Source organism: Micromonospora sp. KLBMP9576 (assembly GCF_050941805.1).
Taxonomy (GTDB): domain Bacteria; phylum Actinomycetota; class Actinomycetes; order Mycobacteriales; family Micromonosporaceae; genus Micromonospora.
In genome coordinates, this window is record NZ_CP194567.1 from 6,192,061 (window position 1) to 6,207,668 (window position 15,608).

Annotated in this window: 13 protein-coding genes; 7 read left to right on the forward strand and 6 right to left on the reverse strand. The window is 75.0% G+C overall.

Features of this window, described 5'->3' with window-relative positions:
- The first annotated feature begins 20 nt into the window (after positions 1 to 20).
- Both ACQ452_RS27530 and ACQ452_RS27535 read left to right on the forward strand, forming a co-directional pair.
- On the forward strand, positions 21 to 2,450 hold the full coding sequence (locus ACQ452_RS27530) for a right-handed parallel beta-helix repeat-containing protein (RefSeq protein WP_433388609.1): 2,430 nt from the start codon (positions 21 to 23) through the stop codon (positions 2,448 to 2,450).
- Positions 2,447 to 5,110: an AAA family ATPase gene (locus ACQ452_RS27535; RefSeq protein ID WP_433388611.1), complete on the forward strand. Its 2,664-nt coding sequence runs from the start codon at positions 2,447 to 2,449 to the stop codon at positions 5,108 to 5,110. Before ACQ452_RS27530 ends, ACQ452_RS27535 begins: the two co-directional genes overlap by 4 nt.
- 59 nt (positions 5,111 to 5,169) lie before the next feature.
- On the opposite strand, the gene ACQ452_RS27540 is transcribed toward ACQ452_RS27535, so the two are convergent.
- Entirely contained in the window at positions 5,170 to 6,033 is an 864-nt protein-coding gene (locus ACQ452_RS27540) for a hypothetical protein (protein ID WP_433388613.1), read from the reverse strand.
- 159 nt (positions 6,034 to 6,192) lie between these two features.
- On the opposite strand from ACQ452_RS27540, the gene ACQ452_RS27545 reads away from it, so the two are divergent.
- Both ACQ452_RS27545 and ACQ452_RS27550 read left to right on the forward strand, forming a co-directional pair.
- Positions 6,193 to 6,759, forward strand: coding sequence for a hypothetical protein (locus ACQ452_RS27545; protein WP_433388615.1), 567 nt, complete (start codon positions 6,193 to 6,195; stop codon positions 6,757 to 6,759).
- A 144-nt stretch (positions 6,760 to 6,903) separates the two neighbouring features.
- Complete coding sequence (locus ACQ452_RS27550; protein WP_433388617.1) at positions 6,904 to 7,395, forward strand: sigma-70 family RNA polymerase sigma factor; 492 nt, start codon at positions 6,904 to 6,906, stop codon at positions 7,393 to 7,395.
- Positions 7,396 to 7,463: 68 nt separating this feature from the next.
- On the opposite strand, the gene ACQ452_RS27555 is transcribed toward ACQ452_RS27550, so the two are convergent.
- Positions 7,464 to 7,928 carry a hypothetical protein gene (locus ACQ452_RS27555; protein ID WP_433388618.1) on the reverse strand — a complete coding sequence of 155 codons (465 nt, stop codon included), beginning with the start codon at positions 7,926 to 7,928 and terminating at the stop codon, positions 7,464 to 7,466.
- Between the two features lie 64 nt (positions 7,929 to 7,992).
- Positions 7,993 to 8,652, reverse strand: a complete 660-nt coding sequence (locus ACQ452_RS27560) for a response regulator (RefSeq protein ID WP_433388620.1) — start codon at positions 8,650 to 8,652, stop codon at positions 7,993 to 7,995.
- A gap of 386 nt (positions 8,653 to 9,038) precedes the next feature.
- Between ACQ452_RS27560 and ACQ452_RS27565 the strand changes: the two genes are divergently transcribed.
- On the forward strand, positions 9,039 to 10,643 hold the full coding sequence (locus ACQ452_RS27565; RefSeq protein ID WP_433388622.1) for an RICIN domain-containing protein: 1,605 nt from the start codon (positions 9,039 to 9,041) through the stop codon (positions 10,641 to 10,643).
- Between the two features lie 20 nt (positions 10,644 to 10,663).
- Complete coding sequence (locus tag ACQ452_RS27570; RefSeq protein ID WP_433388623.1) at positions 10,664 to 12,421, forward strand: S8 family serine peptidase; 1,758 nt, start codon at positions 10,664 to 10,666, stop codon at positions 12,419 to 12,421.
- 262 nt (positions 12,422 to 12,683) lie between these two features.
- On the opposite strand, the gene ACQ452_RS27575 is transcribed toward ACQ452_RS27570, so the two are convergent.
- On the reverse strand, positions 12,684 to 13,454 hold the full coding sequence (locus tag ACQ452_RS27575; protein WP_433388625.1) for an SDR family NAD(P)-dependent oxidoreductase: 771 nt from the start codon (positions 13,452 to 13,454) through the stop codon (positions 12,684 to 12,686).
- Between the two features lie 103 nt (positions 13,455 to 13,557).
- Between ACQ452_RS27575 and ACQ452_RS27580 the strand changes: the two genes are divergently transcribed.
- Positions 13,558 to 14,187, forward strand: coding sequence for a TetR/AcrR family transcriptional regulator (locus ACQ452_RS27580; RefSeq protein ID WP_433388627.1), 630 nt, complete (start codon positions 13,558 to 13,560; stop codon positions 14,185 to 14,187).
- Between the two features lie 72 nt (positions 14,188 to 14,259).
- On the opposite strand, the gene ACQ452_RS27585 is transcribed toward ACQ452_RS27580, so the two are convergent.
- Positions 14,260 to 14,793 (reverse strand): type VII secretion system-associated protein, encoded by a 534-nt coding sequence (locus ACQ452_RS27585; RefSeq protein ID WP_433388628.1) that lies wholly within the window; start codon positions 14,791 to 14,793, stop codon positions 14,260 to 14,262.
- A gap of 252 nt (positions 14,794 to 15,045) precedes the next feature.
- The gene (locus ACQ452_RS27590; protein WP_433388630.1) at positions 15,046 to 15,564 is read right to left on the reverse strand and encodes a fascin domain-containing protein; all 519 of its coding nucleotides are present in this window, start codon (positions 15,562 to 15,564) and stop codon (positions 15,046 to 15,048) included.
- Between the last annotated feature and the right edge of the window lie 44 nt (positions 15,565 to 15,608).

The window sequence follows — 15,608 nt, forward strand, 5'->3', positions numbered from 1 at the left end:
ACTCGAAAGGTAACACCAGCGTGAACCAGCACAGGATCACCGTGACCCAGTCCGGGGGTGCCGGCTACCGGACGCTGACCGAGGCGATCAGCGCCGCCCCGGACGGCGCGGTGATCGCAGTACGCCCTGGGAACTACCCGGAGAACCTCGTACTGACCAAGATCGTCACGATCACCGCCGTGGACGGTCCGGGCACGGTGACGCTCGCCCCGCCCACCGGCGTACCGCTCTTCCTGGCCGCCGAGTCCGCCGCCGTGTCCGGCCTGACGATCGAGGCGACCGACCCGGACAGCCCGGCCCTCGCCCTCGTCAGCGGCCAGCTCAGCGTCACCGAGTGTGAACTCGGCGCGGCGGCGTGGGCGGCCGTCTTCGTCCGCGACACGGGCTCGTTGACCATGCGGTCCAGCCAGGTACGCAACACGGTGGGCGCCGGCGTCGTGGTCACCTCGGCGGCCGGCAGCGTGCTCGACGACTGCCGCATCCAGGAGATAGGCACCTCCGGAGTGGTCGTGGCCGAGCACGGGGTGCTGCAGGTCCGCAGGTGCGTCGTCCGGCAGGCCAAGGGCAACGGCATCTGCCTCAACGGCCACGGCCGGATCACCATCGAGGACACCGAGATCAGCAAGGCCGGCAAGCCGGCGCTCGCCGCCGAGCAGCAGGCGCAGGTCACCGTGCGCCGGCTCGCCGTGACCGACACCAACGGCGTCGGCGTGTACCTGGCCACCACCGGGACCGCGACACTCGAGGAGTGCACGGTCGACGGCAGCGGGGCCGACGGGGTGTTCACCGGCGAGCGGTGCGCCCCCACCCTGCGGCGCTGCCGGGTGAGCGGCGCGCGCCGCTCCGGGTACCGGTTCGCCGGCCGCGCCGGCGGCAGGCTGGAGGCGTGCGCCGCCGACCGGATCGCGGGCACCGGCGTGAGCGTCGGCGACCGGAGCACACCGGAGTTCACCGACCTCACGGTGACCGACTGCACCGGCGCCGGGGTGCGCCTCGACGGCGGCGCCGACCCGTTCTTCCGTCGCCTGGAGGTGGCCGGCTGCGACGGGGCCGCGATCGAGGCGCTCGACGGCGCACGCGGGCGGTTCGAGAACGTCACCATCGAACGCTGCGCGGCGGTGGGCGTGTCGGTCGGCGGTGGGGCCCGGCCGTCGTTGAGCGGGCTCAGCCTGAACGGCAGCGGAGGTGTCGGCGTACACGTCGGCGACGGCATGGTGTCGCTCACCGACTGCGAGATCGCGCACGCCGGCGCCGAGGGGGTACGCGCCGTCGCCGGCGCGGAGATCTCCCTCGCCGGCTGCCGGGTGCACCACGCCGAGGCGGCCGGCTGCCGCTTCGACGCGGAGGCCTCCGGCACCGTCACCGACTCGGAGTTCTCCGGCAACGGCGGTGACGGGATCGAGCTGCACACGGGCGAGGCGGTACGGATCAGCGGCTGCACCGTACGGGAGAACCGGGGCGCCGGCCTGCGGCAGACGACACCGGGCGCGCTGGTCCGCGTCGAGGGGCTGACCAGCACCCGCAACGCCCTCCCCGACGCGTACGGCGTGGTGGCCACCGCCGCGCCCGAGCCCTCCCCCGCCGCCGCACAGTCCGGTGGGCAGGGGATCGCCGTCGCCCGTGGCTCGGACCCGCTGCGCGAACTGCACTCGCTGGTGGGGCTGCACGACGTCAAGCAGGAGGTCACCTCGCTGGTCAACCTCAACAAGATGGCCCAGCGCCGCAAGGAGGCCGGGCTCTCCGCCCCGCCGATGGCCCGGCACCTGGTCTTCGCCGGCGCACCCGGCACCGGCAAGACGACTGTGGCCCGGCTGTACGGGGCGATCCTGGCCGAGCTCGGGGTGCTGCGCAAGGGCCACCTCATCGAGGTGGCCCGCGCCGACCTCGTCGCGCAGATCATCGGCGGCACCGCGATCAAGACCACCGAGGCGTTCAAGTCCGCGCTCGGCGGGGTGCTCTTCATCGACGAGGCGTACACGCTGAGCAGCAGCCGGGGCGGGACCGGCCCGGATTTCGGGCGGGAGGCCATCGACACGCTGGTGAAACTGATGGAGGACCACCGCGACGACGTCGTGGTGATCGCCGCCGGCTACTCCGCCGACATGGAACGCTTCCTGGCCGCCAACCCCGGCCTGGAGTCCCGCTTCAGCCGGACCATCACCTTCGCCAACTACAGCCCGGCGGAGCTGGTGACCATCGTGGAGAACCACTGCGAGCGCCACGACTACCGCATCGACGAACCGGCGGCGGCGGCGCTGCTCGCGCACTTCGACGAGATCCCCAAGGACGGTACGTTCGGCAACGGCCGCGAGGCCCGCAAGGTCTTCGAGCGGATGGCGGACCGGCAGGCGTCGCGGCTCTCGACCATGCCCAACGTCAGCGCCGCCGAGCTGACCCGGCTGACCGTCGAGGACCTCGTGCTTCCGCCGACCGGGGGTGTCGGCCGGTGACGGCGGCCGTGGAAGCGCCGGCGGTCCCGCTGCCCGGGGTGCCGGCGGTGCCGGTCACGGTGCTCGCCGGACCCGCCGGCATCGGGCGCAGCACGGCGCTGGCCCGGCTGCGTGCCAGGGCCGAGGAGCGGGGCACGCCGGTCGTCGGGGTGCGCCTCTCCCCGCCGGAGATCGGGCTGCCGTTCCATCTGGCCAGCCGCCTCGCGGGAGAGATCAGCGCGCTGCCGGGCGGGTTTCCGCTTTCCCGCGCCCTCGCCACGCCCCATCCGGCAGGCGACGGTCGCCCGGGCCTCGACCGGCAGGTGGCGGTGCTCGCCGCCGGCATGGCGGCACATCCCGGCCTGTGCGTCCTCGTCGACGACGCACAGTGGATCGACGAGGGTTCGCTCGCGGTGCTCGACCGGACGGTACGCCTGCTGCCGCGATCCACCGCGTACCTGATCTGCGCCGTGCGGACCCCGGCCGCCGCCGGCCGTCCGCTGCTGGAGCGGCTCTGCGCGGACGGCCTCGCCCGGGTCCGCACGCTGCGGCCCCTCTCCCGCCCGGAGATCGACGGCGTCGTCACCGACCTGGTGAAGGCGCGGCCCCACCCCTCGTTCAGCCGCCACCTGCGCCGGGCCAGCCGAGGCAGACCGGCGATGGTGCACGCGGTGGTGGAGGCGTACCGGCGGTCGGGAGCCCTGTCGGTGGTCGACCAGCGCGTCCGCCTCACCGGCAACGACCACCCGCTGCACCTGCCGGAGACACACGCCGTCCTCGCGCCGATCCGGGCGCTCCCGGCACCGGCCTGGGCCGTGGCGAAAGCCGTCGCGGTGCTGCACCCGCTGGGCGGCGCGGTGCCGGAGCTGGCCGGGACGGCACTCGGCCTGACCCCACCGGAGATCGCGGGTGGGCTCGCGGAACTCGTCGGGGCAGGCGTGTTGCGGCTGCGCCGGCGCGCCGGGGAGTCGTCCTGGCGGTTCGCGGTGCCGATGCTCGCGCCCGCGCTCCGGTCCCAGCTCGGGCCCTTCGAACGGCGGAGCCTGGCCCGGGCCGCCGTCGACGCCCTCTGGGCGGGCACCGCCCCACCCGCCGGCCCGGCCTACCTCGCCGACCGCCTGGCGGAGGCCGGGCGCCTCGTGGAGAGCGGACGGGCCGCCCGCGAGCTGGTCGCCGCCGGCACCTCGGCCGCGGTGGCCGACGGGCGGGCAGCGGCACGCTGGCTGTCGGCCGCCGCCGAGCTCAGCGCCGAGCCCGCCGAGCGCGCCCGGGTGCTGCTCGCCCGCGCCAGGGTGCGGGCCCTGCGCGGAGACTTCCCGGCCGCGGCCGGCGACGCGCGGCTGCTGCTCGGCCGGTACGCCGCCGACCTGCCCCGGGACGCCTGGCCGGAGGCCCTGCTGATCCACGTGGCCGGGCTGCGCGGCAGCGGCGACGTCGCCGCCGTGGAACGGATCGCGGACGGCACCGACCGCCTGCCCGGGCCCGCGGGCACGACGGTCGCCGCTCGGGCCGCCGCGCTCGCCACGGTGGGCCGGCTGCCCGAGGCCGACCGGTTGCTGGCCGACGCCGCCCACGCCGGCGACGACGGGACCGCCAAAGAGCTGGCGGAGATCGTGGCGACGCTGTGTGGACGCCCCGCGCCACCACCCGCCCCGGGCGAGGCCCCGCCCCGGCTGGTCGCCGCGCGGGTGCGGGTGCTGGCGATGCTCGGTGCTCCCGACGCCGCCGAGCGGCTGCTCCAGGACCGGGGGCTCGCAGCCGCCCGCCTGCCCGAGCTGGACCAGGCGCTGCTGGCCTGGCGGCGCGGCCGCTGGGACGAGGCGCTCGACCTGGCCGGGCTCGGCCTGCCGGCGCCGCACCTGGCCGGCTTCGAACCGGGACACGGCGCGCTGTGCCACGCGGCCGCGCTCGTCCACCTCGGCCGCGGCAGGCCGGCCCGGGCGCGGGCCCTGCTGACCGGCGCGCGCGCCGGACGTACCGCCCTGCCGCAGCTACTCGACCTGGCCGAGGCGCAGGTCGAACGGGCACTCGGCGCCGAGCGGGCGGCCGGGCAACGGGTGGCGGCGGGGCTGGCCGCCGTGGCCGCCTCCGGTACGGTGCCCGGCGCGGCCGAGCTGTGGCTGCTGCACACCGAGCTGGCCGTGGCGCGCGCAGACGTGGCCGAGGCGCGGCGCGGCGTTCACGAGACCGGGCGACTCGCCGAGGCGACCGGCCTGCCGTACACCGCCGTGCACCACCTCCTCGCCCGCGCCGCCGCCGACCGGGACAACGGGGCGGCGGCCGAGGCGGTCCTGCTCGCGCGCGGCCTCGGCCAGCCCTTCCTGCTGGCCCAGGCCGCGGAGCGGGCCGTCGCGGCCGGTGGTGACGCCGCCCGGCTGCTCGCCGAGGCACACGAGCTGTACGGGGCGCTCGACGCGGGCCTGCACGCCTGCTGGGTCCGCAACCTGATGCGGGCCCACGACGTGTCGGTGCCGAGGCGCACCGAGACAGTGGTGGAGAACGAGCGCCTGCTGGCCACGCTCGTCGCCGAGGGCGCCTCCAACCGGGAGGCCGCCACCGTGCTGCGGACCAGCGAGAAGAGCGTCGAGAACCGCCTGACCCGGCTGTTCGCGCGCACCGGGTGCCGGTCCCGGGTCGAGCTGGCCGCCGCCGTCATCACCGGCGGGTACGGGAAGGGATGACAGGCGCCGCTCACATCCGGGGTGGGCGTCGGCGTCGTGGAACGGAAACGACAGTCGGCTCACGGTCCGCCGACGTTGCCGGGACGCACTCCGTCGTAGCGACGCCAGGCCCGCCCCGACGCCTCGAAGACCCGGGTCACCGGCACCCGCCCGAACGCCTTGCGGGGCAGCATCAACTCCACGCCGCTGGCCCTCAGGTCCGCCAGGCGGGTGCGTACCGAGGAGAGCGGGGCGAGTCGGGCCGCGGTGGCCGTCACGTCGATCGCGTACCCCGGCTCGACGCGGAACCGGACGAGACGGTGCCCCTGCCGTACCGCCGGGCGGCGCTGGTGGATCGCGAGGAGGTCCCCGTCCGGCGGTCCCGCCACGACCGCGTAGGCCGTGCTGGCCTTACGCGGCCAGCGCACCACGTCGTGGGGAAGGCCGTCGGTGCCGTGACGGGCGCCGGTGCACCGGAGGGTGAGCGTGATGGCGGGCACGTCGCAGCGGCGGAACCTGCCCGCGCCGTCGGCCGTGTACCCGTCGAGCAGTCGCACCCGGTCCAGCCACCCGCCCGGCAGCAGGTACGCGCCGGACGAGCGGGACAGGTGCCGCAGGTCGGCCGGGAGTCCCTCGCCCGTGCGGGTGAGGTCCAGCGCCGCACCCGGCTCGACCGACACGGCCACCATGTGGTTGCCGGTGCTCGACCGGGCGGCCTGCCTGCCGTCCAGCCAGCCCACCAGGGACAGCTCGGGGCTCGGCAGCCCCTCCACGGCGACCCGCTCGGGCGACCAGGCGCAGGGGATGTGCAGGCGGATCGGTTCCGGGTTGACGTGCGGCCGGTCCGGAAACCACGGGATCCCGTGCCAGCGGCGCGGTGGCTCGACCGTGGACGTGACGCCGCTGCCGCCCGTCACGCCGACTTCGGGCTTCAGCTCCTCCACCTTTGCCTCCCTCGCCGCGCGGCCGGTCCGTCGCCCACGCTCCATGACGGATCAGCGGGCTTTCCGGTTCAGGTGAACGCCGAACGGCCGCGTTACGTCCTGAGGGTGGGACGGTGCCCGCACCGCGGGTGTCCACCGGACGAGGGAGACGACGGGCGGATGGGATCGGCAGCGGAGCGCGGCGGCGGGGAGGTCGGTGCCACCCCGCCGGCGGGCGCCTGCGACTACGCCGCGGCGGCGGACCGGTGTGGTGCCGCCGCGGCCGACGTGGAGCGTCAACTCGGTCGCCTCCGGGGTCACCTGGCCAGCCTTGAACCCGGCGGGCTGGGGCTGACCGCGGCCCGCTTCGAGGCCCTGCTGGCCGGCTACGACGTCTACGTCCGGATGCTCGCCGACGCGCTCACCGACATCGCCGCGGCGCTCGCCGACCGGGCCGTGGCGGGCCAGGCGGCGCCGTCGTCGGGGTCCGCCGTCGCCGGTACGGCCAGCCAGGTGATGGCGGAGTTGGCGGCCCTGCGGCGGGTGCTGGAGCCGCTGGCGCGGCGTCCCGCCGGAGCCGGCGCGCGGCTCGGGCCGGAGGACGAGTGGAACATCGCCGCGGACGGGCTCTTCGGGCCGACCGGTGTCCTCAGCGTCATCGTCCGCGCGTCGGGCGGGACGGGGTGGGACCAGAGCGGCGTCACCGGCGCGTCGGCGGCGTCTGGGTCCTGGTCTGGGCCCGTCTGAGCCTTTCGTCTCAGGTGCTCCTGCCCCCGGCGTCACTACCGTCCGTCTCGTGGCCGGTTTCCGCGGCCGGGGCGTGGAGGGACAGAGGCGATGGGTGCGTGTGTGGCCGATCCTGCCGAGGTGGGGACCCCACCCGAGCACCGGATGGCAGCGGTCGTTCGGGCCAATGCCCAGCCGCTCTTCTACTTCCTGCTGCGCCTGACCCGTGGTCAGTACGAACTCGCCGAGGACCTGCTGCAGGAGACGATGCTGCGGGCCTGGCGCCGGCTCGACGAGCTGCCGACGGAGCCGTCCGCGGCCCGCCGGTGGCTGTTCACCGTGGCCCGGAACCTCTCGATCGACGCGGCCCGGGCCCGCGCGGCGCGGCCGGCGGAGGTCTACGGCGTCGACCTGAGCTGGGTGCGGTCTCCGGACGACCCGGTCGACGGGCTGCTCGACCGCCTCACGCTGGACAACGCCCTGCACAAGCTGACCCCGGAGCACCGCACGGTCCTGGTCCGGCTCTACTACGACGGGGCGTCGGTGGCGGAGGCGGCGGCGCGGATCGGCATCCCCGAGGGGACGGTCCGGTCGCGTTCCTTCTACGCGTTGCGGGCGGCGCGGGAGGTCCTCGTCGGTGACGAGGCGCGGTCGTGACCACCGACCGGCCGGACGCCACGGCACCGCCCCGGTGCCGGCCCACGGACACCGGGGGTGTCCGCCGCTCAGGCGGCCGGCACCGGGACTCCCGCCGCCGAGGCGCCCAGGATCCGGGTGGCCCCGACCGGCCCGCGCAGCGCCGAGGCGACCTCCGCCGCCGCGATCGGCGAGAGCCAACCCAGCCCGGCCGCGACGGCCTGCACGGCCGCCGTCAGGTCCGGTGGCTCGAAGTGGCCGTGGACGAGGCAGCCCCGCACGGGTGCGCAGAGCAGGAGCGCGACCAGGGCGTGGCGTTCGGTCAGGTGCGTCAGCATGATCACCTCTGAGCGCCGGGCCAGGGCGCGCAGGAGATCGGTGTCGTCGGGCGCCCGCGCCCGGTCGTCCATCAGGATCACGATGGGACGCAGCCGGCGGGCGAGGGCCAGCGCCTCCCAGCCGTCACCGGCCAGGCCGACCACTCGTATCCGGTTGCCGCTGTCCAGCGCAGCCCGGAGCGCCACCCGCTCGGGCGGGTCCGGGTGCACGACCATGACTCTGATCACTGTCAACACAACGGCGGACGGGGGCGGCGCGTTCAGCGCAACGCCCGACCGGCTACTGCTTGCCCGACCAGCGCAGCACCGCCTCCGTGCGGTTGCGGGCCTGGAGCTTGCTGAAGATGTGGTAAAGATGGTTTTTGACCGTCTTTTCGGTCAGCATGAGGCGTCGCGCGATGGCCGCGTTCGAGTGGCCGGCGCAGAGCAGCTCGATGACGTCCTCCTCGCGGGCCGTCAGCCCGAACCTCTCCCGCTCCAGGTGGGCCTGCCGGGCGCGCCCGGCGCTCTCCCGTTCCTGGGCCGCCTGGTCGCGCAGCACCGAGATCGTGACCGAGGCACCGCGCGCCGAGAGCCAGCCCTCCCCCGCCGCAAGGGCCCGGATCGCGCGGAGCAGCTCGGGCGGGTCGAACTCGCCGTGCACCAGGTAACCGCGGGCGCCGCCGCGGAGCATCGCGGCGATCAACGCCGCGGCGGAGTCGCTGGTCAGCACGAGCACCGCCGTGTGCTCGGCGAGTTGGGTGACCACGGTGAGGCCGTCGGCGACGGGCATGCGGTGGTCGAGCAGGGTCACGGCCGGACGCAGGCGCTGCGCCGCGTTCAGCCCCGTGCGCCCGTCCGCCGCCTCGCCGACCACCCGGACGTCGTCCGCGACGGCCAGGTAGGTGCGCAGGGCGTCACGCACGATGGGGTTGTCGTCGACGATCAGGACGTCGATCACGGCAACGCCAACCCGGGCCGGGTGGCCGGCAGAGCGGCAGCCCCGAAGCCTTCCCCGTTGTCCTGGCTGGTGAGTTCCACGTTCTCCTCTGGCTGGTGCGGGCCGGCTTGGGGTCGCATGCGTGTGACGGGTTTGATTATGCAGCGCCGAGCTGAGGATCCGGGTCGCTGCCCGGCCGCCGCCGGCGGCGGCCGCCACGGCGGAAAGCCCCGCACCGGGCCCTCCGGTCGCCCCGACGACGGCGACCGGAGACCGGCGGGACAAATGCCCGGCGGTCCGGCTGAACGCAGCGGCCGTCGCGTCCGTCGTGGAACCGCCAGCCCGGACACCCAGATGGCGTCGTACCGCTGTGACGAGGAGACGGAACTGTCGTGAAGAGGCCGAGCGTGCGCAAAATTGTGGCGTGGTGGACGGGGATGAGCCGGCGCGGCGCGGTGGTGACCTCGCTGGTGCTGGCCCTCATCTGCGTGACGACGGGGGTGGCCGGCCGGCAGATCGCGGTCGCCGACCCGGCGCAGCCGGTGGGGCGACCGGTCGACGCCGCGACCGCGCAGACGATCTCACTCGCCGCGCTGTCCTGCCCGGCGCTGAGCGGGCCCCGGCTGGCGGCGCAGCTCATGGCGAACTCCGGCTTCGAGCCGGCCGCCGCCGGCGGCGTCGCGGCGATGCCCGCGGCCGCCTTCGGGACGTGGGCGCCGTGGCCACGGGCGGAGGCCCGGGACCTGACCGCCAGCGTCCACGCGCTCGCCCACCACATGTGTGACCTCGTCGGCCAGGCCCGCGTCGCCGGGATCGAGGGGGACCGGTGGCGGGTCGCCCTCGCCGCCTACCACTCCGGGATCGACGCGGTCCGCGCTGCCGGCGGGGTTCCGGCCCGCGCGACGGAATACGTGCGCCGCGTCGCCGGCTACGTGCCGTGGTACGCCGACCAGACGGTCTTCGGCGGCACCCGCGCGCCGGCCACGCAGGGGGTTGCGCCGGTGGGGAACGCGCCCGGGCAGCTGACCCGCTCACCGATCGCCGTGCCGGCGGAACACCTGCCGGCGGTACGCGCGGCCGGGTCGATCTGCAAGCAGGTCACCCCGGCCCAGGTCGCTGCCCAGCTGATGACCGCCTCCGCCTTCGACCCCAACCTCCGCTCGGCGGACGGCCGGATGGGCATCGCCCAGTTCCGGGCCGACCTCTGGAGCACGTACGCCCCGGCGGGCAGTTCGCCGTGGGAGCCGCAGGCGGCGATCGCGACGCTCGGCAGGACGATGTGCGCGCTGGTCAAGACGTTCACGCCGATGGGCGGGGCCAGCCACCGGCACGCCCTGGCGGCGTTCCGGGTCGGCCCCGACGCGGTACGCGCGGCCGGCGGCGTGCCACCGGTGCCGGCGGCGGTGGAGTTCGCCGACCGGACGACCGCGCTGACCGACTTCTACTCCGCGCTGGGCAGGACGGCCCCGACCGCCAGCCCGTCGCCCTCGCCCTCGCCCACGCCGAAGGCCACCCCCAGCCCGACGCCCGAGCGCACCCCCGCCCCGGCACGCCCCTCGCCCACCCCGACCCCGTCGCGGGCGGCACCGACCACCTACAAGTTCATCAATGGGCACAGCCAGAAGGCGATGACGGTTCCCGGCGGCTCGAAGGCGGCCAACGAGATCCTCGTCCAGCAGTCCGCCAGCGGCGACGCCGGCCAGCGCTGGCTGCTTGTCGGGGACCGTGACGGCACCGTCCGGATCAAGAGCGCGTACAACGGCCTGGTGCTCTCGCCGCTCGACGGCTCCACGAAGCCGTACGCCTTCGTCGCGCAGGTGCCGGACACCAGCACCCCCGCCACCCGGTGGCGGCTCAAGCCGGCCGGCAACGGCCAGTACCACCTCCAGAACGTGGGCAGCGGCCTGCTGCTGGCCCTGCAGTACATGGTGACGACCGACGGCATGCGGCTGTTCCAGCACGCGGACAACGGCACCGCCGACCACCTCTGGCGCCTGACCCCGGTGCGATGACGATGACCAAGGAGAAAGCGGTGAAGACGGCTTCCCGGCGGTGCTTCGCGATCCTGCTGGGCCTGGTCGCCGCGGCCCTGCCGGTCGCCCCGGCCCAGGCCGACGACCAAGCGTACGTCAAGTACCACACGGTGACCACCTCGTACCAGGGCGCACCTGAGACCCTGCCCCGGATCGCCGAGCGTTTCCTCGGCACCGCCGACCGGGCCGACGAGGTGTTCCACCTCAACCTCGGCCGGCAGCAGGCCGACGGCGGCGCCCTGACCGCCCCGGACAAGCTGCGGCCGGGTTGGCGGCTGGTCCTGCCGTGGGACGCCGTCGGCGCGGGCGTGCAGTACGGCACGCTCACCGGGACTCCGGCGCCCGCACCGGGCAGCACCACCGCGCCGCCCAAGAAGACGCCCGCGCCCCGGCCCACCGGCGCCCGGGAGTCGTCGCCACCGAGCGGCGACGGCCCGTCGGCACCGCAGCAGGGGTCGACCCCTCCCGCCGGGTCGCCGCAGCAGGGGACCACTGCTCCCGCCGGGTCGCCGCAGCAGGGGATGAGCCCCGCCGTCCCGCCCCGGCAGCCGGCCGTGCAGCCGACCGTCCCGCCCCGGGCGCCGGGGGCCGCACAGTGCCGGCCCACCCCCGCCCGCAAGGGCGTCACCGGGTCGGACTGGGCCGCGAAGCGGCTCGGTGCCGAGCGGGCCTGGGGCCGCAGCCGCGGCAAGGGGCAGCTCATCGCGGTCATCGACTCCGGTGTGGACGCCGCGCTCGCCCCGCTCGCCGGCCGTGTGACCGTCGGTGTCGGCATCGACGCGGGCGGCGGGCCCGGCAACATCGACTGTCTCGGCACCGGCACCGCGATGGCCGGGATCATCGTGGCGCAGCCGGCCAAGGGCAGCACGCTCGTCGGCGTCGCGCCGGATGCGACGGTGCTGCCCGTCCGGCTGGTGAGTGACAAGCCGACGGCCCGGCCGGAGGACCAGGCAAGTGCCGTGGACCGGGCCGTGGCCTCCGGCGCCACGGTCATCGCCCTTGGCTCCTCGGTGGACCTCAACGAGACCCTGGTGGCGAAGGCGATCACCGCCGCGACCGCCAAGGACGTCGTCGTGGTGGCGGGCGCGGCCCGCGACGGGACGCCGGTCAACGCGTCGGCCGCACTACCCGAGGCGGGTCTGCTGCGGGTCGGCGCCATCGGTGCCAACGGGCAGTCGGCCACCAAGTACCGGCCCGGAGGCGTGGACGTGGTCGCGCCCGGTATCGACGTCAGCAGTCTCGGCCTGGCCGGCACGGGCCGGTTCGTGGGCACCGGCGATCAGTACGCGGTGGCGTACGTGGCCGGCGAGGCGGCGCTGGTGCGCTCGGCGCATCCGGACCTGCGCGCGCACCAGGTGGTGGCACGCGTCAAGGCGACCGCCCGCAAGCCCACCGACAACGCCGCCGGCGCCAGCTACGGGCAGGGCATGATCGATCCGGTCGCGGCGGTGCAGGCCGTACTGCCCGAGGAGCAGCCGGTGGCGACCCCCGCCGAGAACGTGAACGGCCCGGCGAGCGGGGCGAACAGGGCGCCGGGAGCCTCCGGCGGCGGGCGGACCGTGGCCCTCGCGATGACGGTGCTGGCCGTGGCGGCCGCGCTGATGCTGCTCGCGTTCTGGCTCCGGCTGCTGCTGCGGGCCCGCACCACTCCGGTCGCCGACCCCTACCAGGACCTGCCCGACGCGGCCGGGAGCTGGCCGGATCCGGCGTCCGGCCAGGGCAAGGGGAAGGACACCGACCGGAGCGCGAAGGTGTGAGGCTGCGGCTGTGGCAGCGGGACCCGGCCGTGCCGTTCCCGGGCCGGGGCATCCACGTCGCCGAGGCCCGGTAGCCCTTCCGGGCCGCCCACCGCCGGGCGCGACCAGCGCGGCGAAGCAGGTCCGCCGGCGGTGAGTTCGTCTGTCTCGACGAACTCACCGCCGGCGGACGCGCACCGGGCGCCGAAGCCCTCGGACGCGCCTCCGCCGGCGGTACGCGGCGCTACGCCCGGCGAACCGGACGCGCGCGTCCGGCGGGCGGTCAGTCGCGGAAGCCGCCGCCGCCGTTGACGCTCCACACCTGGCCGCTCACCCAGCTCGTGTCGTCGCTGAGCAGGAAGCAGATCGTCGAGGCCAGGTCGTCGGGCTGACCGAGACGGGCAACGGTGACCCCGGCCATCATCTGGGCCTTGAACTCGTCGCTCATCGTGGCGAGCGCGGTCTCGCTGAGCACCGCGCCGGGGCTGACGCAGTTGGCGCGTACGCCCTGCTTGCCGTAGGCGCTGGCGACGTGCCGGGTCAGCGCGTTGATGCCGGCCTTCGATGCCGCGTACGCCGGGCGGACCGGCTCGCCGACCCAGGACGCGCCGGAGGTGGTGTTCACGATCGCCCCACCGCCGGCCTCGATGAGGTGCGGGATCGCGTGCTTGCCGACCAACGCGTACCCGATCAGGTTCGCCCGCAGCGTCTGCTCCCAGATCGCGACGTCGGCCTCGACGAGCGCGACGTCGTTGCCCAGGGTCGCCGGGGAGAGGTCCGCCGCGACGTTGGCCACGCCGTCGAGGCCGCCCAGGTGGGCGACGGCACCGCTGACGAGCGCCTCCACCGTCGCCGCGTCGGCGAGGTCGAAGCGGGCGGACCCCGCCGAGCCGCCGGCCGCCTCGATCTTCGCGGCGACCTCGCCGACGCCGCCCTCGTTGATGTCGCCCAGGTACAGCCGGGCGCCCTCCTGCCCCAGCCGGAGCGCGGTGGCGGCACCGATGCCGGTCGCGGCGCCGGTGACCAGGATCCGCTTGCCCTCAAGTCCTCGCATGGCGGTTCGCTCCCCCTCGTGGATCACAAAACGTACGCCAATGTACGTTTAACCCGAGCTGAAAACGTACACCCTTGTTCGGATTACCGGTAGAGTCCGCTCCGTGCGAGACGACGCTTCCACCGACACCGACGGTCGCGCGAAGCGGCGCGACGCCACCCGCAACCGGGACCGGCTGCTCGCCGCGGCACGCGCCGTCTTCGCCGAGCACGGCCACGACGTGGCGCTGGAGGAGATCGCCCGGGTCGCGCAGGTCAGCCGGGCCACGCTCTACCGCAACTTCGCCTCACGCGAGGCCCTCGCGGCGACGATCTACGCGGACAACCTCGGGCACATCGAGAAACGGGCGGCGGAGCTGGCCGACCGCCCCGCCGGGGTCCTCGACCTGTTCGAGTTCGTACTGGACATGCAACTGTCGAACCGATCCGTCGGCTCCGTGCTGTCGCGCGCCGACACCGCGCTCTTCGCGAACCTGGCCGCGCGCACGGCTGACGCCTTCCGGCCCCTGGCACGGGCCGGGTCACGGGCCGGGGTGCTCCGTCCCGGTATCGAACTCGACGACCTGCTGCTGGCCGTCCTGATGGCCGAGGTGTCGGTCGGCGAGACCGACCCGGCGCTGCGCGGGCGAGAGCACACCCGCAGGCGCACGATCCTGCGCCACGGCCTGTTCACCGACCGGGCCGTCGCCGCGTTCGAAGCCGAGCGGGGCACCGCCGCCGCCGACCCCCCGTAGACGCTCCAGCGAGCCAGCCGCCCGCCGGCGGCCCGGGCGCGTCCACCCTTGCCGGCCTCCTGCCGGCCCGGCTCACATCCGCTGGTCAGCCGCGTGGCCGGCCAGCGCGTCGCGGACCACGTCGCCGGCGAGGCGCATCCCCGCGGGCCCGTCGAGGTTGATCAGGACGTCGGTGCCCGCCGGCAGCGCCCCGGCGAGCTGCGCGCCGGTGACCTCGCGCCAGGCGGGGCCCGCGATGCGGTCCCGGTGGACACCGCTCGTCGTCACCAGCACGCACGGGACACCGTCGGGAGCCGCGTCGACGACCGGTACGCCGTCCTGATCGACGGCGAGCCACTGGACCGAGTCGCGCAGGGCCCAGAGCACCGTCTCGCCGCCGGCCCGCCCGGCCACCACCGTCCGCGCCGCCGCGTCGACCAGGTCCGTCGCCGACCCGGGCGAGGCGGGCCGGTAGTCGGGGTTGGGCTGGAAGGGCAAGGCCGTTCCGTCCGGGCGCAGCGGCCAGCCGCCAACCATCGCCTGGGCGGGTGGCTGGCCGCCGGTGTCGTCTGCCCAGTCGGCGTCGAGCAGCACCAGCCACTGCGCCTCGGCACCGGAATCCGTCACGGCGGCCTCCCTTCGTCGGCTCCGGCGCGGCACGACGCCCCGGCCCTCCCATCATCCCCGATCGGGTGGGCGCCGGCGGTCCTGGACGGCGCCCGCCCGATCGTCAGCCGCCGACGTGGCGGAGGACGCCGGGACCCGGCGGGTGTCGCAATCGGTCGACATGCCGGCTCCGGCATCGGCGGAGCGCTCTGGCGATCCGCTGGGCTTGCCATCGCCGGCATGCTCGGCCGCCCCACCCGAGGCGGCCCGCGGCTAGTTGGTCACGTTCAGAAGGAACTTCTCGTGGCCGCCGCCGTTGGCGTTGAACTGGCAGTTGACGATCCCGCCACCAGAATCGGTGGAGGCCGTCACCCCGGAGCCGACCAGGCGCAGGTACGCGTTCGGAAAGGCCGTCGCCGACTCGAAGGAGAACGAACCGTCCGCCTGCGCGTGGAGCTTGAACCTCTCGTAGGGCTCCGTGCCGAACTGGCAGTTGACCGTCCCACCGCCGGGCCCCGAGGTGACGGCCGGCAACCCGGCACCGTCCATACGGAGATACACGTTCGGAAAGGTCACCGACTCGAAGGAGAATGAACCGTCCGCCTGCGGGTGAAGCCTGAACTTCTCCAGGGGGCCCGCACCGAATTGACAGTTGACCGTCCCACCGCCGGACCCGGTGAAGGTCGTCACCCCAGCACCGTCCATACGGAGATAGACGTTCGGAAAGAACGTCGACTGGATCGTGATCGGCTTGTTTCCGAGCGCCGCGAAGTCCGCTACTGACAACGGCATGTGGTCGACTCCCTCTGTAGGTGGCTACTCACGATAACCACACC

Bases quoted from the DNA above. Each gene is read 5' to 3' on its own strand.
- ACQ452_RS27545 (WP_433388615.1), top strand. From the start codon at position 6,193: ATGGGATCGGCAGCGGAGCGCGGCGGCGGGGAGGTCGGTGCCACCCCG.
- ACQ452_RS27550 (WP_433388617.1), top strand. From the start codon at position 6,904: ATGGCAGCGGTCGTTCGGGCCAATGCCCAGCCGCTCTTCTACTTCCTG.
- ACQ452_RS27555 (WP_433388618.1), bottom strand. From the start codon at position 7,928: ATGGTCGTGCACCCGGACCCGCCCGAGCGGGTGGCGCTCCGGGCTGCG.
- ACQ452_RS27575 (WP_433388625.1), bottom strand. From the start codon at position 13,454: ATGCGAGGACTTGAGGGCAAGCGGATCCTGGTCACCGGCGCCGCGACC.
- ACQ452_RS27590 (WP_433388630.1), bottom strand. From the start codon at position 15,564: ATGCCGTTGTCAGTAGCGGACTTCGCGGCGCTCGGAAACAAGCCGATC.